Below are 18,055 nucleotides of genomic sequence, written 5' to 3' on the forward strand. Positions count from 1 at the left end.
CCCTCGACGCCCTGCGATCCGTGCTCGCGTCGCCGCCACCGGTGCCCAGCCCCACGTTCGGGCCGGGCACCGATTCCGTTCCGCCTCCTACAGGAACGGGGGCCGCCCTGGTCGACGCCGCCGTGTGGGCCACACAGCGGCCCTGGTTGGCGGCTGTCGCCGCCGGGCTGCTGGTCGTCTGGGTCGCAGCCTGGAACATGGTCGAGATCTGGCGGCACCGCCACCACGCCCGGGGCGCGCGTCTAGTGACGATCGCGCCTCCGCCCGAGGTCGACCCGCACAGCGCGGGCGCGTTGTGGGCGAACCTCGCCGGTGTACTCACCCCGTCACGGCGGCGGCGTCTGCTCTGCGGCGCCCCGCGCGTGGTGTGGCAGTACACGTGGTCCGGTCGGCAGTTGCTCATCTCGATCTGGGTGCCCGGCACCGTCCCGGCAGGGGCGGTCGAGGCGGCGGTACGGGCGGCGTGGCCCAGCTCGGCCACCACCACCGACACCAACCCGCCCCCGCCGATCCCCCTGCACGCGCACCCGGCCACTGGCGGGCATCTGCTGCCGGTGTTCGCGGAGTGGCTACCGCTTGCCACCGACCACGACGCCGACCCGCTGCGCGCGCTGATGTCAGCCGGAGCGCAGCTCAAAGCCGGCGAGTACGCGTGCGTGCAGATCCTCGCCCGCCCGGCCACCCCCCGGCGGGCGGCACGAGCCCGCCGCTCCGCTGGACGGCTACGGTCCGGCACGACCGCTGTCCCGGCGATCAACCCGGCCGCGCCGCTGCTGTGGCTGCTCGACGCGTTCCTACCCGGCAGCGGCGGTGGTGGCCGGGCCACCCTGTCCGCCGTCCGCCGGGATCCGACGGTCGAGCGGGACGTGCGGGCGATCTTGGACAAGACGGCGCACCCGTTGTGGCAGACCGGCATCCGGTACGCCGTCGCCACCACCAACCGGCGTCCCGGCGCGGACTCGGGGGGGCGGCTGCGGGGTATCGCCGACACCCTCGCCTCGGCGTTCGCCATCCACACCGGCCGCAACCGGCTTACCCACCGGGCCCGGATGCCCGCCCCGGTGGCCGTTCTCGCCGCCCGCCGGCTCGGCCCCGGATTCCTCACCTCCGCCCCGGAACTCGCCGCCCTGGCAGCTCTGCCGCAGGACCTCGCCGTGCCCGGCCTCGACCGGGCGCGGGCGGCGTCCATGCCGGCACCGGTCGCCGTCCCCGCAGGCGGGCGTGGCGTGAAGATGCTCGGCGACGCCGAGATCGGTGGCCACAGTGTGGGGCTGTCGGTGCCCGATGCGAGGTATCACATGCATGTGATCGGTGCGACGGGCTCCGGGAAGACCACCCTGCTAGTCAACATGGCCCTCGACGACATCAAGGCCGGTCGGGGCACCGTGGTCATCGACCCGCACGGTGACCTGGTCCTGGACATCCTCGACCGGCTTCCCGCCAGCGTCGCCAACCGCGTCGTGCTCTTCGACCCCGACCAGGAGAACCCGCCGACGCTGAACCCCCTTGAGGGCGATGATCCTGACCTGGTCGTCGACAACCTGGTCAGCATCTTCGGCAGCATCTTCCAGAAGGCGTGGGGGCCGCGGATGGACGACGTCATGCGGGTGGCGTGCCTGACCCTGCTGCGGCACAACAACGTGACCTTGCAGCACATCCCGCCACTGCTGAACAGCCCTCAGTTCCGTGCCGCGATGACGGTGGACCTGGACGATCCGGCCGGGTTGAGCGGCTTCTGGCAGTGGTACGACAGCCTCAACGACAGCCTCCGCTCCCAGGTCATCGGGCCCGTCCTGGCCAGGCTGCGGTCGTTCCTGCTGCGCGACTTCGTCAAGCGCACCATGCGCTACCCGCGCTCCAGCTTCGACATGGGCAAGGTCCTCGACGGTGGGGTGCTGCTCGTCCGGATCCCCAAGGGTGTGCTCGGCGAGGACACCAGCCGGCTCCTCGGCTCCCTGATCCTCGCCCAGGTGTGGCAGGCCGCCACCGCCCGCGCCGCCACAGCATCCGACCGGCGACGCGACGCGACCCTGATCATCGACGAGGCGCAGAACTTCCTCACCCTGGCCAACAGCCTCGACACGATGCTCGCCGAAGCCCGCAAGTACCGGCTGTCGCTCGTCCTCGCCCACCAGGACCTCGCGCAGTTCCCGCGCGACCTACTCGCCGCCGCGTCCGCGAACGCCCGCAACAAGGTCTACTTCACGGTGGCGCCGGAGGACGCGAAGGTGCTGTCCCGACACACGATGCCCGAACTGGGCGAGCACGACCTCGCTCACCTCGACGCCTACACCGCCGCCGCGCGGCTCGTCGTCGACGGCCGACAGACACCGGCGTTCACGATGAAGACCCGGCCGCCGAAGCCGGTCGTCGGCGAGGCGACCGCCATCCGTCAGGCCGCCGCCGCGGCGGTACCGGCCCAGGACACCAGCGCTGTCGACGACCTCGTGGAGCGGCTCAGCCGCAAACCCGACGACCGGCGCAACCGCCCGAAGAGCGACCGCACCTGACCGTCCTCTGTAAGCCGGTGGCGTCGCCCGGGTCGCTCACCGGCTCGCCACCGGGATCGCCACCCGTGACCGCCCGACACCCGCCGCACATCCCCGACCTGGGCTGTCAGTGCCGCACACACACCCTGACAGACCCCCGGTGCCGTCTCTTCCCGTGCCAGACACCCCTCCCGATCGGGAGGGAACACTCTTCCCCAGGAGCAAACACCGTGTATTCCCGTGTTCCATCCCTCTCCAGCAAACCCGACCCACTGGCGGTCTTCGGTCGTATCGTTCCCCGCGACCGCGCCCTGCTCGGGTTGCTCGCCGAGCACTACCTGCTGTCCACCGACCAGATCACCCACGCGTTCTTCGACAACCGCCGCACCGCCCAGCGGCGGCTCACGATCCTGCACCGCCTCGACGTGCTGCACCGCTTCGGCCGCAGCGGCGCCCACGGCCGCTACGGATCCCTGCTCTACACCCTCGGGCCCGTCGGCCTGCAACTACACCCGACGAGCTACCACGACCCGAACAGCCACGGCGGCAAGGCACCCCGCAGTTCCCTGGAACGCGCCAAGCGCATCGCCGCCAGTGGCCAGGTCAACCACCTGCTCGGGGTCAACCAGTTCTTCACCGACCTCCTGGCCACCGCCCGCTGTATGGACACCGTCCGGCTGTCGCGGTGGTGGTCCGAGCAGCACGCCACCACCGTCTACGCCCAGGCCGGCATCCGCCCCGACGGCCACGGCGTCTGGACCGTCGACGACACCGCGACCGGGTTCTTCCTGGAACACGACAACGACACCGAGAACCTCGCCCGCGTCGTGGCCAAGCTACGCGGATACGAACGCCTCACCACCTTCGGACCCCGCTACCCCGTCCTGTTCTGGGTACCCAGCCGCCGCCGCGAGACCAGCCTCCTGGGCGTGCTCGCCGGACTGCGTACCGCCAGCCCGATCGCGACCGCCGTGCACGGACCCGACCCGGCCGGCCGGGTGTGGACCCTCGTCTCGGACCCCACCCACCGCAGGTACCTGCACGAACTGCCCTGCGACCACGGACCCGACACCGTCACCAACCCGCAACGCTTCGACGACCTTTAGAACTCACACCGCGGCACCGATCTCTCGAACCAAGGGCCTCCGCGCAGGTCGGCTAACGGCCGCGTCTGTCACCGGCCAAGATCGTTTGTGAGAGTCGTGGAGTCTCACAGCGTCCGCGCCGACGACGGCTCAGCCTGGGCCGGAATGTCTCACACCGCAGGTCAACCCCACTCTTCGGCGACCATCTCGCCGCAGCGGCCTGACAGAACAGGCCGCTACCTTTCACGGCACCAACAGCACCCACATATATCCCCACCCGGTCCGGTCCCACCTCGGAACCACCGCCGCACCCACCGGTGCGCCACGCCCACCCGCCCCGCCCAGGGCCGGTCGGCACCGCGCCGGGCGGCGACCCCAGGTCGCACCGCACCACCCCGCACCGCACCTCTCCCCTTCGACCGACCCACGTACCCGGTGGGCCGGTCATCTCCGCGCGCCCTCACGCGCCCACACCCCAGGAGGATCTGCCATGGCCAAGAACCCGACCCACAAGGCCACCCCGCCGGCCGCCACGCCCACAGCGACGGTCAGCACCATGATCGTCTGCGTTCCGGACGACCTGCCCCGGGAAGCCCTGACCACGCACCAGCTCGACCGCAACTTCGGTGTGCAGGGCACCCTGTCGCCCCGGTTCTGGGCCACCGCCATGTACCCGTGGCAGCGCAGCCAGATGTTCGGCCTGCGCAAGGGCCGCCCCACCTACTGCGCGGGCGGACCGGTACGACTGCTCGACCTGCACGGCATGCGCCAGGCTGCCGGCATGGGAGCGGGCATCCGCCACCAGCTGTTCAGCCAGGTCGTGCACGGCACCCGGCCGGCCACCCCATGGCACGTCTACGAGGCCCGCCACCTGGCGGACCCCACCAAGTACCCCTACGACACGGCAGCGGCGGACTTCACCAACCAGCCCCGGGTCAACGCGATCCGGATGCACAACGCCGCCACCTACGGCACCGGGCAGATCGCCCTCGGCGAGCTGGAGATGTACCAGGCCGGCTCCATGGCCTACCAGCACCACAGCGCGCTGACCGCAGTCGCGGCCGACGCGCTGATCACCGCCGACGGCGCGAAGCTGGCCCCAACCAGCGACGCCATGGCCGACCGGGTCACCTACCTCGAACAGGCCCTCCGCCTGCTCACCACCATCGACCCCGATCAGCGGCTACTCGCCGTCGCGCTCTGACCCAGCCTCGACAGGAAGGACACTGCCATGGGTCGCGTCATGTTCCTGCTCGACGAGGTCGAGCAACTCGCCGACGCCTGCATCCGCGCCCGCCGCCGGAACACAGGCGACCGCGAGGCAACCCACCCGGCGCTGCGGGTGATGCACGACGGGTTCCACCAGATCTACCTGTCCGGCAACGGCACCTCCGTGGGTGAGCATCACCGCCTGCGGCCCGTCACCTCCAGCCTCACCGGCTGGCAGGAGACACCGGTGCTGGCCGGCGAGCTCACCGGCAGGCGCTACCGCCGGCTGCACCCGGGTCGTCTCGGCGACATGCCACTGCGCGGGCCGGAGAGCGACCTGTTGCACCTCATCCAGTCCGGCGTCGACGCCGGCTGGAGCACCTTCGTCGTCGACTACATCGACGGCACCGTCATTCCCGGTGTCGGCCGCGGACGCTTCCGCGCCCCGCACTAACACCCCCCGGAACCGGCCGGGCCAGCAGCCGCCATCCTTGTACCCGAAGGATGCGCGCTGCTGCCCGGTCGGCCCCGCCACCCACCTCATGCCCCACGGGCGACCGCGACCGCCGCAGGTCCCCGACCAGCAGGCGATCCCCACGGGCGGTGTTCGCCGAGCACCTCGGCCGAGATCAGCCGACCCAGGTTCGCCGCCCCGGCCCAGACCCAGTCCTCGTACCCGAGACACGGCGCCGGGCCTGTGATCCGCCGGCCGCCCCTGGCAGGGGCACCCGTTGCGCTACCGGCCGGCGATGCGGCTGCCCTTCCCCTCTTCCACGACCACCACCGGCAGCGACACCCGCGAGCGCCGGTCACCCGCCGCCGGTCACCCCACCGAAGCCGACGGCGACCAGATCCTGGTCGCCGATATCACCCTGTCTGAAAGGACGAGCACCATGATTCAACTCCCGATCTGCCCTGTCTGCCGCGAGCTGGTGGTAGACCAGCCCGCCGAGAACTGGACCAGCGCCTACCACGGCGGTGCCCGATGGTGGCACCTCGCGGACAACCGACCCATCTGCCCAGACGCCGACGGCAACCTCGCCCCGGCGGTCTTCGTCGAGGACCAGCTGCCGGTCGACAGCGCAACCAGCGCCTGGATCGACGCGATGACCGACCTGTTCGCCCTCGACGGCCCCTCCACCCCCGCCCGACTCGGCAGCGCCATCACCGCCGCCGAACACCTCCACCGGTGGCTGCACACAGCCACCGGGCCCTTCAGCGCGCTGCTGTCCCTGCACACCGCCGCCGACGTCGCCTCCCTGCTCGGATACCTGCACCGCACCAACCGGCTCCTCGTCCGCGTGCACGCACAGACCGGGTCCTACCTGCTCGACCAGGCCCGACAGACCCAGTTCACCGGCCTCGACGACGACAGCGACGTGCGGGAGGAGGTCATCGACGCCGCCGAAGACGTCCAGGTATGGCTGCGCGACGCCGCCGACTGGTCCGCCCAGTCGGCGCAGGCGACCGGCGTGGCCTGGTCCCGCATCCGCACACTCGCCACCCTGACCGGAGCAACGTCCACACCGCGAACCGACGAGCAACCATCCGGCGAGAACAGCGCGAGCCCGGCCGTGGCGCAGGAGCCGCAGGAGGCGTCTCCCGAGCACCTGGGTGAGCTGGTCGGCTCGGCCTTCGGCGACGAAGCCGGTTTCAGCCCGGAGCTGACCCACACCGCCGCGCGGATCCTCGGCACCGCCGCCAGCTACCTGACCGACTGCCTCGGCCCGGCCCGATCCGCCGCCATCCCCACCCCGCACGACCTCGCCGATCTCACCACCTCCCTGACCTACCTCACCCACACCCTCATGGGCGGGCTCCAGCACCTCGCCGACAGCCCACGCGGCAGCGAGAGCGACGGCCTCGACGACGCTGACGCCACCGCGATCCGGGCATCACTCACCGACGCCGCCGTTGCCCTGCGCACCGCCGCGAGCCACCTCGCCACCGCCTCCCACACCGCCACCGGCCCCGAACAGCAAGACGAGGAGCAGCGGTGACCTGCGGCGGCACCCCCACCGGCGATGCCGACACGAGCCCACGAGGCCTGACGGTGGTGGACCGGAGCTTCGGCGAACGCGGGGGAGGCTACGACCTCACCGAGATCCGCCGCACCAGCGGCGGCCACCGACTGCGGGCCCGGATCCACCGCGACCCCTACCCGCCGCAGAGCCACGCCCTCGTCGAGGTCCTCACCCCCGCCATGACCTGGACCGCACTCGCGGACGAACCCCCCTCGGCCTGGCACCCTGCCACGCCGTACCGCAGCACCAGCCCGACACCGCTGGAGAACCTCGCCGAGCGGCTCTTCCAGCGGGCTGCCGCGATCCTTGACGCCGGGTAGGTCGTCAACCGGAAGCGCCAGGGTGAGGAGCGGTGGTCCGGCAGCGACCAGAGGTGTTGAGCGCGTGCCGGGCCTGCGGCTCTCGACGTCCCGCACCACGCCAACTCCGGCTGACGTCCGGTCGGACAGGCGATCACCCCGGGCGTGGCCGTGCGGCCGTGCTCGTTCGGTGGGTGGCCGGGCCTCAGGTCCGGACGGCACCGGCGATTCGCCGAGCGGCCTGGGCGGGCGTGAGGTGCGTGGTGTCGACGACCTCGGCCTCGGCATGTAGCCACGTGCGGGCCGCCTCGGCATAGGGCTCGAGATAGCTGAGGCGGAACGGGGAGGGCACGGGATGTTCGCCCTCGATACGCCTGCGGAGGGTGTCGTGGTCAGCGTGCAGGACGAAGTGCCTCACCGGGATGGCGTGGTGGGCCAGGCCTGTGCTGATCTCGTTCCAGTACTGCTCGACCAGGACGGTCATGGGCATCACCAGCGTGCCGCCGGTGTAGTCGAGTACCCGGCGGGCGGTCTCGACGACGAGCTGTCGCCACGGCGGCCAGTGCTGGAAGTTGTCCGTCTCGGGCAGCCCTGGCGTGATGTCCATGAGCGTCTCGCCGACCTTCTCGGCGTCGAGAACCCGTGAGTCCGGGACCAGTCGCTGCAGGAGTGCGCTGGTCGTCGTCTTGCCGGCGCCGTGGGTGCCGTTCAGCCACACGATCATGGAACCCGACGCTAGCGCGTCGCCCGGGAGATCGACGTTCGACCTGATGCCCGTCGGTGCCAAGGCCCGGGATCAGGTTCCAGCCCCTGTGCCTCCGGCTCACGCGTCGGATGCGTCGCGGGTGCGATCCCGCCGCCTCTCCCTGGCAGCCACACCAACCCACCGCGACGTCGATGGCGTCCCAAGGTCCGGTCACCGCACTTGATCACGGGCGCCGTCGAAGCGTGCATCAGTGCACGCCACACCCCCACATATTCACGCATCACCACCAAGGAGGAGGACACGATGGACAGTGAACCTGAGCAGGCCGCGACGCCCAGCGCGCTCGACAGGGTCGCCGCCGCTCTGGCGGCACTCGGCCAGGACACCGCCGCGGCGATCGCCGAGCAAGCCGGGGTGGGCTACTCCACGGCCACCAAACGCCTGCGTCTGCTGGAGGAAGCCGGCCAGGCGGAGACGTTCCGCGCCGACGACGGGCGCACGCTCTGGCGACAGCCCACCAACCTGTCAGGACGCGGCGATAGCGGCGGCCTGCCGGCGAGCACGACCGACACCGAACACCCCGGGCCGGCCAACCCGGACGGACTCCCCGCACCCCTGGAGCAGGGCGCGGACACCGCGGTCGGGGCCGGGCCGGGAGACGAGCCAACCGGCCAGCCATCACCGACACCGCACGCCGGCACGGACCAGCCGTCACCGTCGGCTACGCCAGCCCAGGCGAACACCGGCCACAGCGAACAGACCGCGACCGACACCGACGGCACCCCGGCCGGCGCCGAGGACGAGGGATCGGCCGAGACCGCCGATGGGGCGGAGCCCAGGCACACCCCCGATCCGGCGGGCAGCGACGACTCGGGGGTGGCCAACGGCCCGGCCGAGGCTGCGGCCGGGTCGGCCGGCGGGAAGCCTCGCCGGTCGAAGGGCAGCCTGCGGGGGGCGATCCGCGACGTGTTGGAAGCCCATCCCGGCCAGCCGTTGCGGACCAGCCAGCTGTGTAAGGCCATCGACGAGGCGAACGCGGGCAGCGGCGCGGCGAAGGCCAGCGCGGGCGCGGTCGTCAACGCCGTGCACAAGCTCGTCGCCGACGGTCTGGCGGTCCAGGTCATCGAGAGGCCGGCGGCCTTCCAACTCGCCCCGCACCCGGACCGCTGATCCCACACCCGTAGTAGCCCGGGGTGGGCGTCGAACTTGGCGGAACCACGCCCACCCCGGTGCTCCTTCTAGAGCAAGGAGTGATGCCGAGTGTCTCACCTGTACCCCTACCTGACAGCGGCCGGCGGCGTGCTCGCCGGATTCGCCACCGCCGTGTTGCCGCTCATGCGGCAACGGCGGATCATCGGCCACCAGCGGCGGACGCTGGCCGACCGTGAACAGGACCGATCCCACTGGCGCCATCTGGCCACCCACAGCGACACGAGTGACCTGCCGAACCGGCGTGCCCTCCGCACCGTCCTCGAGGCCATGTTCTCGCTCGGGGAGCCCCTCGGGCTCGTCCTGATCGACCTCGACCGGTTCAAGCAGGTCAACGACACCCACGGCCACGAGGCGGGCAACGACCTGCTGTACGAGGTCGGCCAGCGTCTGGTCACCCTCGGACCGGCGGTGGTCCTGGCCGCGCATCTGTCCGGCGACGAGTTCGCCCTCGTCGTCCACGGCGACGTCGAATCCGCCGCCCGGGCCGCTTACCGGTACGTCTCGGACAGCCCGTTCGACATCGCGGGTCACCAGGTCGCGCTCACCGCCAGCGTCGGCTACGCCGCCGCCGAGCCACACATGCTGCCCCGCGACCTCCTGCACGCCGCCGACCAGGCCATGTACCTGGCCAAACGCCTCCGCGGTGGTCCGCGCGCCTACGACCCGGGCCGTACCCCGGCACCGGACGGCGGCACCCGCTACCGCGACCTGCGGTAACGCACCCACACCTGCCCCACAGGAAGCCCTTCTGCCACAACGCGAGCCCCGCAGGCCGGCCGGTCTGCGGGGCTCGCACACGTCAAGGAGCCGATCACCGTGATGACCTTCAACTCCATCCGCACCCTCACCGGATGCCTGCTGGACGTCGAGGCCGACGCCGACCTTCAGGCCTGGGGCCAACCGCCCCTGCTGCTGCTCGCCCAGGACCGGCCCGCCCCCTCATCAGCCAGCGACACACGACGCCAGATGCGCGTCGCCCATCTCCCGCTCGACGACCACCGCCTGGGCCGCTACCGCGCCGGACTCGTGGACTTCCTGCCCGATCTCGCCAACGCGCTGCGCGCTGACCGTCCGGTCGGCCGACCCACCCTGGCAGCCTGCGTCGATACCTGCCTCATCGTCGACCTGCTCGCCGATCCCACTCCCGGGGTCCGGCTGCTGGCCTGGGGCATCCGCTACGAGGACGTGCGCGTCGCCTCCGACGACATCCACGAGGTCCGCCGGATCGACGCCGTCGACGTCGACCTCCGCAGCTACCAGATCATCCGGCAGCGCAACGAACCGCGGCCCGTGGTCCGCGTCGACGACCACGTCGGCCACGACGACGCCCCCGCCATCCGCGCCGGGCTGACACGCCTCGTCCAGACCACCAGCCGGCCCGTCCCGAGGCGGACGACTTGACCTTCACGCAGAGGTAAGCGTCGATCAGTGTCGCCATCGTCCGCGCCGTTCATCAGGCACGACACCGCCGACCTCGGTCGGTCGATGGCCCCTGCCCGAAACCTGAAGGAGGTCGTCCGCCATGTCTGACCGGAGCCGCAACCGCCCCTCCCACCGGGCCCTGGTGCCCAGCGACGTCACCGACCGGCTGCTGTGGCGGCTGGCCGTCGACGTCCTCACCGCTCACCAACCCGGACCCGACAACCGGTGTATCAACCTGCGGTGTGCCGACCAGGGCGCCGGCCCATGCGTCGCCGCCCGGCAGGCACAACACGCGATGCGCGCCGCCCGAGGCGCGGCATCCCCGCCCCCTCCTGTACCGCAGCCGGCCCTCACCAGCCGCCCGCCGCAAGCACCCCAGCGGCGCGAAGCCAGCGGTTTCATCGGCTGGTTCACCGCCGGACTCGCCGCCACCGCCACACACCTGCGGTCACGCATCCCGCAGCGGCTACCACGCCGTGTCCCCGGCGCGGCACTCACCGCCGCCTACGCCACCTGATCCCCAACCCCAAGCGCACCACTTCGTTCAGGAGGACGTCATGAACCTGCGCACCGAATCCACTCTTCCCGGCTACGCGCGCGCCGCTGTCGCGATGAAGACCCGCATGCACGAGTACTGCGCCAGCGTCGCCGGCCACGAATACCACAAGGCGTTCGTCGAGACCCGCTGGGCAGCCCTGACTCCGCCTGACAATGCCAGCGGAACGGACCCGAACCACAAGCTCGTCCACATGCTGAACCGGGCGAACAGCGCCGTATGGGCCCACGGCGAGGCCTACGTGATCGCCCCCGCCATGACCGCCGTCGTCGCCGCCGGAGCCGACGCCCTCGACCTCACCGGCGACCTGCTCACCGCCGACGCCGCCCCTTCCGACGCCGGCGTGCTGTTCCTTCCCGAGCCCATCTACCACCGCGCCCTGACAGGCCGGGTCAGCGGCATCGCCGCGATCACCTGGACCACCCTCACCTCCCCCCGTGGGCGATCCTGGCTGATCTGCGGCTGGGCCCACCGTGACGACCCCGACGACCCCCACGCCGCCCGCATCCAGACCTACGCCCGGCAGGACCCCACCCTGCTGTCACGACTCGGCCCGTACGTGCTCACCGACGTCAACGTGCTGCCTATCGCACAACCCGTGCCCGCCGTCGACCCGCTGGACGTCGATGAACCCGACCGGGACTGGGAAACCGCACCCGACGGCCGGTACGTCATCACCGACGCCACCGCCCGCACCCACGTATGCGCCGCGATCGCCTACGCCTTCTGGCGCATCCAAGCCCAACCCATCGCCATCGCCACTCCGGCGCCGCTGGACCGGGCCGCCCGCCGCCGCGCCGCACGCGCCCGCATCGTCCACGACACCCGCGTGGTGATGCTGCGGCGCACCTCCGGCCTGACCGAACCCGCAGACGGGCCCGCAAGGTGGCGCTACCGGGTCCGGTTCGTCGTCCGCGGCCACTGGCGCCGCCTGACCGACCGACACGGCCAGGCGTACCGGATCTGGATCCACGCCCACATCAAGGGACCCGACGGCGCACCACTGCTGCACGGCGAGAAAGTCGCCGTCCTCGCCCGCTGAGCCAACAACCCACCCGCCCGCGCCGACGGCCCGACCGCCCGTGATGGGCGGTCGGGCCGTCGGCGTGCCCGCATCTCGCCACCCCTGCCAACGCAAGGAGATCACCGTGGGAGCAACCCGCCCCGTCGACACCGGCGACGTCGCTGTGCCGACGTCTGCCCGTCCCATCCACCCCTCACCCCTCATCCCTCGATGTCCGGGCTTGCGGGCAGGTATTCCAGGCCGCGACGCGCACCTGCGGGGACGACCTGGCAGGACCGCTCGGGCCGTCCGCTGGCGTCCGCGCCGGACCCGCTGCCTCACCGCCGGTTGCTGCAGGCGCGGATGACACTTCGATCCCTGGTGTCGTTGACGGTGGCGCTCACCATCGTGTTCATCCTTTGCCTCGGCGGTCTCGGCGGATTCCTCCTCGGCGGCAATGCCGCTGCCCGGTGCGTCCCCGTGGCCGCGTCTTCCGCCGTCTCGTCGCCGTTGACGTCGCCGTTCGTGCCACCGGGCGGGTGGCCGGCGATCGGTGACTGGGACAGCGACCAGGTCGGCAACGCCGCCGCGATCGTCACCACCGGCGTCCGTCTCGCCATGCCGGCCCGTGGGTGGGTGATCGCGGTCGCCACCGCCATGCAGGAAAGCACCCTGCGCAACCTGTCCGGCGGTGACCGGGACTCGGTCGGCCTGTTCCAGCAGCGTCCCAGCCAGGGCTGGGGCACCCCGGCCCAACTCCGGGATCCCGTCTCCGCGACGGAGAGCTTCTTCGGCAAGCTGGTCACCATCAGCGGCTGGCAGACGATGCCGCTCACCGACGCCGCGCAGGCCGTGCAGATCAGCGCCTACCCCGACGCCTACGCCACATGGGAGACCCCGGCCACCGACCTCGTCACCGCGATCACCGACACCACCGGCCTACCCCCTGCCAGCCTGGCCGCGTGCGACGCTGCCGTCGGCCCGTGGACCCAGCCCGTGCGCGCCCCGGTCGGATCCGGGTTTCGCACCTCGGGCCGGCCGGGCCACGACGGCGTCGACCTGAGCGCCCCACGCGGCACCCTCATCCGCGCGGCGTCCGCCGGCACCGTGCGCACCGTGCGCTGCAACGCCGTCCACGCCAACACGGGAGCGGAGTGGGGGTGTGACCGCGACGGTGACCCGATCCTCACCGCCGGCTGCGGCTGGTACGTCGACATCGACCACACCGCCGGCCTGCTCACCCGCTACTGCCACATGGACCAGCCGCCGATGGTGACGGTCGGGCAACAGGTCGCCGTCGGCCAACCGATCGGCGTCGTCGGCTCCACCGGCCACAGTTCCGGCCCGCACCTTCACTACGAGGTGCACCACCATGGCGACCCCGGCCCTCAAGGCGCGGTCGATCCGGTGCTCTTCATGGCCGCACGGAACGCTCCGCTTCCCCCTGCCCGGTGAGAGAGCACGGCCGGACAGCGGGCAGGAGGACAGGATCGCCTGCGTGCATAGCGGCTGCCAGCGGTGACCGTGTCGCTATGGGGGTGCCCGGCTTGCTGGAGCGGATGGATGATCGTCAGGTGATCGAGTCCGCAGACTTCACCCTCGCCGACAATTGGTGCGGCGGTTTCTACGAACTGGCACTCGAATTGGGTGACACCAGCGACGTACGGCTGGAGGCCGCGCTTGGCGCCCTGTGGTCGGCCGCCGGGGTCGAGGGCTGCTACGGCAGCCGCTGGACTCCAGCGACCAGCCAAGAGGTTGTTCCCTGCACCCTGGCATCGCTGGAGCGGTCCAGCCACTTGTACGGCGTGGTCCCGCTGCCCAACGGCGCACCGATGGTCTGCGGCGTCGTGGCCGTCCGCGAGGACAACGGCCCCGACTGGCTCGACTTCTACCTGCCGCTGGGTGCCCTGGGCCGGGCAGACCCACGCTCCCACGAGCACATGGCCGGCGATCCCGATCAGAACTCGGCCTCCCTGGCCTGGCGCAGACCGATCGACGACTGGTTGGCTGACCTGGGCGCTCGGGTCTACACCGCAGTCGACTTCCGCCTAGGTCTCATCGGCAACGAGGTGTCCGGCCAGATCGACGCCACCACCTTCGCCGCCGATCCACCCACACACCACAGCATCGGGTACCTGATCCCCAGAGAGGGTCAGCTGCGCTATCTCCCCGCGACCGAGTGACTGAACCAACCTGAGGCACCCAGCCAGCAACAGCCAGCGTCACGAGGTGACCGCCCATTCGCAGCCCTGGCTGTCCACGAACCCGGAGGGCATTGGCCGCCAGGCCGAAGGGAGCAAGACCACCGACACCGTTCAGGGGCGGTCGTGTAGGAACCAGGCGTCGCTGCGGGTGAGAGCGATCGCGAGTTGCCACTGTTGGCACTGCAGGCTGCCGCCGACGGCCATCAGCTGGCCGGCGAGTTCCCATGCCCGCGGGCCGGGTGGGGGCTGGCGTTGCGCGGTGAATTGCAGCATGGTGCCCCAGGCGGCGATGAGGGCGGCGCCCCACCGCTGCTCCCACTGGCGCATCGCCGCCGCCCACGCCGCAACGCCGTTCTCGCAGGGTGTGCCGTGGTACTGCACCCAGGCGGGAGCCAGCCACTGCGACGTCGTCGGCAGAAGTACCAACTGCACCTCGGAGAACGTGTGCCACTGCCGGGTGCCGATGAGGTGCTCGTAGCCGCGGACCACCCGGTCGGCGAGGTGCGGATTGGCGAGAAGGGTGTCGTAGGTCCACCGGGTCAGCGCCTTCGTGGTGGTCGGTAGCCCCAGCTGCTCCATCGCCGGGGTGACCATCTCGTCACCCAGGAACGCCCGCACGTAGCGCTCCACGTCCGCGTGGTGCCGTGGCTCGTCGACGCGGTACCGCGTGAACACCGGCCACGGATCCAGGGTCTGCGCCTCTCGGCGTAGCTCGGCGATCTCCGCGGCGGACGGGCCGTGGTGTAGCTCGCCCGGCAGCGTGAAGACGGGCCACCGGCCGGTCACCGGCATGACCGCGTGGGCGGCCTGCCACGCCTCGAGCAGGCGCGCGGGATCAACGCCGCTCACCACGAACGTCTCGCCGATCTCCGGCCGAATCACGTGGCCCTGCAGGTAGGTCCCCCGCAGGGCGGCCGCGATGTGCTTCGCGCGCCTCATGGGTGCCGCCATGCCCCGCACGGTAGTGCCGACCACCGACAGACCCGCCCGCACCGGGGCGGCTCCGCGTCCCCGGCGGAAGCGGTCGGCACGGAGGAATCCCGCGCGGTGGCGAACACCGCGTCTCCCGTAGGACCCCGATCGCGGCTACCGGCGCGGTGCCGCGGTCGACCACAGCTCGGTGATCGTCCCGCCCCGGGGCGACCACCGCGACCCCATCCACATTCCTGAGGAGGAAAAGGCACATGAGTACACCCACGTTGATCGGTGTCGCCGCGTTACGCGGCAGGTACACCGCCCGTCGTCTCCAGTTCGGTGAGGCTCCGGAGACCCTGGTGCCGCTGCTGCGCCGGATCTGGACCGACACGTTCGGCCGCGACACCGACGCCATGGGCGTCGCGCTGCTGGCCCACGACTGGTGGGCCCTCGCCGTCAACCCTAAACGCCGACGGTGGGACCGGCTGCCGCCTGTACCGGGACTGGGCTACCCGACCGGATACGGCGTGGTCCGGCAGGGCTCGCTCCGCGAGGACCTCGACGGGGTCGTCGAGTGGATGTACCTGCTGCACCTCGACCAGCGGCGGCTGGTGGTGTACGAGGCGACGGTCCACGGCCGCTGGCTGCGGCACAGCGCCCACCACCTCGACCCTGTCGAGGAACTGTTCGTCACCGAACCCGCCGGCGACGGCGGTGGCCAGGGGATGACGGTGTGCACCGTGTGTGGGGCGGTCGACGAGATCGACCACGTCGAGGTGCCGTCCATGGCCGGCTACGGCTACGACACCGTCACCAGCTGCACCCGCTGCGGCTCCTCGATCGCCACCGACCCGATGTTCGGCGACCACCTCGTCCGCAAGCCCTGGCCGCCGCAGCCCCCGACGGGTGGCACGACAGACGGCACCCCATGAGCACGCCCACCCCGAGGCCGTCGCCTTCCGGCGGTGGCCTGTCCTGTCCACTCACTGATCGGAGCACACCATGAACTACCAGCCCGGCCAGCGCGTCGCCCTGGTCCACACCGACGACCCGCACACCTGGCTGCGGCCCGGTGACACCGGCACCGTCCGCCGCCACGACCAGCGACACCACACCGTCGAGGTCACCTGGGACAGCGGCTCGACCCTGTCGATGTGCCTCGACACTGGCGACCGGATCACACCAGCCACCAGCACGACGGCAACGACCGGTGGACTGGTCGACGAGGCCACCGGATGGGCCACCGCGCTGCGGCGGATGCGCGCCGCCGGCGCCGAGGCCGGACGCACCGCCGCCCAATGGTGGGCGCAGGACACCATCGGTGCCCGGGCCAGCGGCGACACCCGCCTGGCCGCGCGTCGGATCCTGGCCGGTGTCGAGGACGGCGACCCCGTCGTCCTCGACACCCTGCCCCACTTCACCTTGGCCGGAGAGTCCGTCGACACCGCAGGGTGGGAGTTGTTCGCCGACGCCACCGGCGACGTCTCCGCCTGGTTCGGACTGCGTATCCCGCAGCGCGACGAGGCGATGACCGTCTACCGCGACGCCCACGACACCGCCGTCACCGACCACGTAACCGAACGCTGTCGTCTCGCGGCCAGCCCCACCGGCACCGATGTGTCCCACCTGCACCCCGACCGTGTCCGTATCGGCGACGTCGGCGTATTCGCGGGCGACTGGGCGCGCACCCTCGGCCCGGACGGCGACGACCGGATCGCGGTCGGGTTCGTCGGCACCCTGATCGACTCATGGAACGGGTGGGCGGTGTTCTCCTGCACCCGCCCGGTGGCCGAGGAGATCGTCGCCGACCAGCAGCGCCACCGCGACCAGTACCGCCACTGCCTCCGCGAGCAGGGCGTGCCGGCAGGCGAGCTGGACCGGCGGGTCGACGAGGCGTTGGCCGACCTGTCCTTCGACGGTGACGTCATCGTCGCCGACCAGCGTGCCCTGGCCGACGACCCGGACGCCGTCGACCGCATCACCCCCGACGGCGACGGCCGGTACGTGGTGATGGGCCGCATCTGGTGCTGGGAGGCCGTCGACCCGTACGCCTGCGACCGGATCATCGGCGACCTGCCCGACCCCGACCAGGCATAGGCCGCGTCCCGGCCGAGCCCCGCCGCGTCGCCGAAAGCCGCGCCGGCTGCGGCGGCACCCGACACCACCACGACAGGTGAGACCAACAGGAAGGAAAACCAGTGACCATCCGTACCCAAGAGGAGATCGTCACCCGGGTCTGGGCTCTGCGGGCGAACCGCGAGGACATCTTCGGCTTCCGGGAGGAGGTGCTCGTGGAGGCACTCGACCTCGACCACGCCCGCCAGGTCATCACCCCCCGGCACCCGGGCGAGTGGACCCGGCGGATCGACCACGAGACCTACGCCCGGGACTACCTGCGATTCGCCATCGGGAAGATCCTCGACCACCGCGGCAACTCGGCGAGCCGGTCGGTGGACAAGCTCGGCGAACTCGCCTGGCTCCTCGGCCGCGACGACATCGCGGCAACGATGGACAACGCCGGCTTCCCGATGTACGGGGCACCCAAGGTGAAGGCGTTCGCCGACGGGTTCGGCTGGCCGTTCCTCGACGACCTCGACGGCGACACCAGGGCAGCCCTGACCCGGATGGCCGAGGGACAGCAGTGCGATCCGCAGGGCTGCGAACGCGGCTGCGCCGACTGACCACGACCAGGCCGCCAGCGTCGCTCCCGGCCCTCACGGTGCGCGGGTAGTCAGCCGGCGCACCCGTACCCCGGCATCGCACACCCATTCGACTTGATCGATCGGGGTGGCGGGGGTTCCATCGTCGGCGTCGACACCGCCCGCGTGGCCCCGACACCGACCAGTACGCACCAGCGGCGACCCGACGTGTCGCCGTGACCCTTCAGCACCACCGGGGTGTGGTCGCCCACCTGCCCGGCCCGGTTCAGGG

Annotated in this window: 18 protein-coding genes; 16 read left to right on the forward strand and 2 right to left on the reverse strand. The window is 71.5% G+C overall.

Features of this window, described 5'->3' with window-relative positions; translation table 11 throughout:
• Window positions 1-11 precede the first annotated feature (11 nt).
• From GA0070216_RS24770 to GA0070216_RS24790, 6 genes are all read left to right on the forward strand, one after another.
• Complete coding sequence (locus tag GA0070216_RS24770; RefSeq protein WP_425413191.1) at window positions 12-2,510, forward strand: helicase HerA domain-containing protein; 2,499 nt, start codon at window positions 12-14, stop codon at window positions 2,508-2,510.
• Window positions 2,511-2,719: 209 nt separating this feature from the next.
• Window positions 2,720-3,595, forward strand: coding sequence for a replication-relaxation family protein (locus tag GA0070216_RS24775; protein ID WP_091250965.1), 876 nt, complete (start codon window positions 2,720-2,722; stop codon window positions 3,593-3,595).
• 469 nt (window positions 3,596-4,064) lie between these two features.
• Complete coding sequence (locus GA0070216_RS24780; RefSeq protein WP_091250967.1) at window positions 4,065-4,778, forward strand: hypothetical protein; 714 nt, start codon at window positions 4,065-4,067, stop codon at window positions 4,776-4,778.
• A 27-nt stretch (window positions 4,779-4,805) separates the two neighbouring features.
• Window positions 4,806-5,237, forward strand: a complete 432-nt coding sequence (locus GA0070216_RS34725; RefSeq protein WP_176739118.1) for a hypothetical protein — start codon at window positions 4,806-4,808, stop codon at window positions 5,235-5,237.
• 295 nt (window positions 5,238-5,532) lie between these two features.
• Window positions 5,533-6,783, forward strand: a complete 1,251-nt coding sequence (locus GA0070216_RS24785) for a hypothetical protein (protein ID WP_091250969.1) — start codon at window positions 5,533-5,535, stop codon at window positions 6,781-6,783.
• The gene (locus GA0070216_RS24790) at window positions 6,780-7,127 is read left to right on the forward strand and encodes a hypothetical protein (protein ID WP_091250971.1); all 348 of its coding nucleotides are present in this window, start codon (window positions 6,780-6,782) and stop codon (window positions 7,125-7,127) included. The genes GA0070216_RS24785 and GA0070216_RS24790 overlap by 4 nt, the downstream gene beginning before the upstream one ends.
• A gap of 184 nt (window positions 7,128-7,311) precedes the next feature.
• On the opposite strand, the gene GA0070216_RS24795 is transcribed toward GA0070216_RS24790, so the two are convergent.
• Window positions 7,312-7,830, reverse strand: a complete 519-nt coding sequence (locus GA0070216_RS24795) for an AAA family ATPase (RefSeq protein WP_091250974.1) — start codon at window positions 7,828-7,830, stop codon at window positions 7,312-7,314.
• Between the two features lie 285 nt (window positions 7,831-8,115).
• Between GA0070216_RS24795 and GA0070216_RS24800 the strand changes: the two genes are divergently transcribed.
• The 7 genes from GA0070216_RS24800 (at window position 8,116) to GA0070216_RS24830 (ending at window position 14,188) form a co-directional block, all read left to right on the forward strand.
• Window positions 8,116-8,982, forward strand: coding sequence for a hypothetical protein (locus GA0070216_RS24800; RefSeq protein ID WP_091250976.1), 867 nt, complete (start codon window positions 8,116-8,118; stop codon window positions 8,980-8,982).
• 90 nt (window positions 8,983-9,072) lie between these two features.
• A complete protein-coding gene (locus GA0070216_RS24805) occupies window positions 9,073-9,741 on the forward strand; it encodes a GGDEF domain-containing protein (RefSeq protein ID WP_091250978.1) in 669 nt (222 codons plus the stop codon).
• A 102-nt stretch (window positions 9,742-9,843) separates the two neighbouring features.
• Window positions 9,844-10,425: a hypothetical protein gene (locus tag GA0070216_RS24810; RefSeq protein ID WP_245722693.1), complete on the forward strand. Its 582-nt coding sequence runs from the start codon at window positions 9,844-9,846 to the stop codon at window positions 10,423-10,425.
• A 121-nt stretch (window positions 10,426-10,546) separates the two neighbouring features.
• Window positions 10,547-10,963: a hypothetical protein gene (locus GA0070216_RS24815; protein WP_091250982.1), complete on the forward strand. Its 417-nt coding sequence runs from the start codon at window positions 10,547-10,549 to the stop codon at window positions 10,961-10,963.
• Window positions 10,964-11,003: 40 nt separating this feature from the next.
• On the forward strand, window positions 11,004-12,044 hold the full coding sequence (locus GA0070216_RS36220; RefSeq protein ID WP_091250985.1) for a hypothetical protein: 1,041 nt from the start codon (window positions 11,004-11,006) through the stop codon (window positions 12,042-12,044).
• Window positions 12,045-12,368: 324 nt separating this feature from the next.
• Window positions 12,369-13,460, forward strand: a complete 1,092-nt coding sequence (locus GA0070216_RS24825; RefSeq protein WP_091250987.1) for a M23 family metallopeptidase — start codon at window positions 12,369-12,371, stop codon at window positions 13,458-13,460.
• Between the two features lie 92 nt (window positions 13,461-13,552).
• A complete protein-coding gene (locus tag GA0070216_RS24830) occupies window positions 13,553-14,188 on the forward strand; it encodes a hypothetical protein (RefSeq protein WP_245722694.1) in 636 nt (211 codons plus the stop codon).
• A 132-nt stretch (window positions 14,189-14,320) separates the two neighbouring features.
• Here GA0070216_RS24830 and GA0070216_RS24835 read toward each other — a convergent pair whose 3' ends face one another.
• On the reverse strand, window positions 14,321-15,160 hold the full coding sequence (locus GA0070216_RS24835; RefSeq protein WP_141723193.1) for a DUF4253 domain-containing protein: 840 nt from the start codon (window positions 15,158-15,160) through the stop codon (window positions 14,321-14,323).
• Between the two features lie 233 nt (window positions 15,161-15,393).
• Here GA0070216_RS24835 and GA0070216_RS24840 point away from each other — a divergent pair, with 233 nt between their 5' ends.
• The 3 genes from GA0070216_RS24840 (at window position 15,394) to GA0070216_RS24850 (ending at window position 17,805) form a co-directional block, all read left to right on the forward strand.
• Complete coding sequence (locus GA0070216_RS24840; protein ID WP_091250992.1) at window positions 15,394-16,056, forward strand: hypothetical protein; 663 nt, start codon at window positions 15,394-15,396, stop codon at window positions 16,054-16,056.
• A gap of 70 nt (window positions 16,057-16,126) precedes the next feature.
• Complete coding sequence (locus GA0070216_RS24845; RefSeq protein ID WP_091250994.1) at window positions 16,127-17,221, forward strand: DUF4314 domain-containing protein; 1,095 nt, start codon at window positions 16,127-16,129, stop codon at window positions 17,219-17,221.
• Window positions 17,222-17,322: 101 nt separating this feature from the next.
• The gene (locus tag GA0070216_RS24850) at window positions 17,323-17,805 is read left to right on the forward strand and encodes a hypothetical protein (protein WP_091250996.1); all 483 of its coding nucleotides are present in this window, start codon (window positions 17,323-17,325) and stop codon (window positions 17,803-17,805) included.
• Window positions 17,806-18,055: the final 250 nt, after the last annotated feature.

Source organism: Micromonospora matsumotoense (assembly GCF_900091525.1).
Lineage (GTDB): Bacteria > Actinomycetota > Actinomycetes > Mycobacteriales > Micromonosporaceae > Micromonospora > Micromonospora matsumotoensis.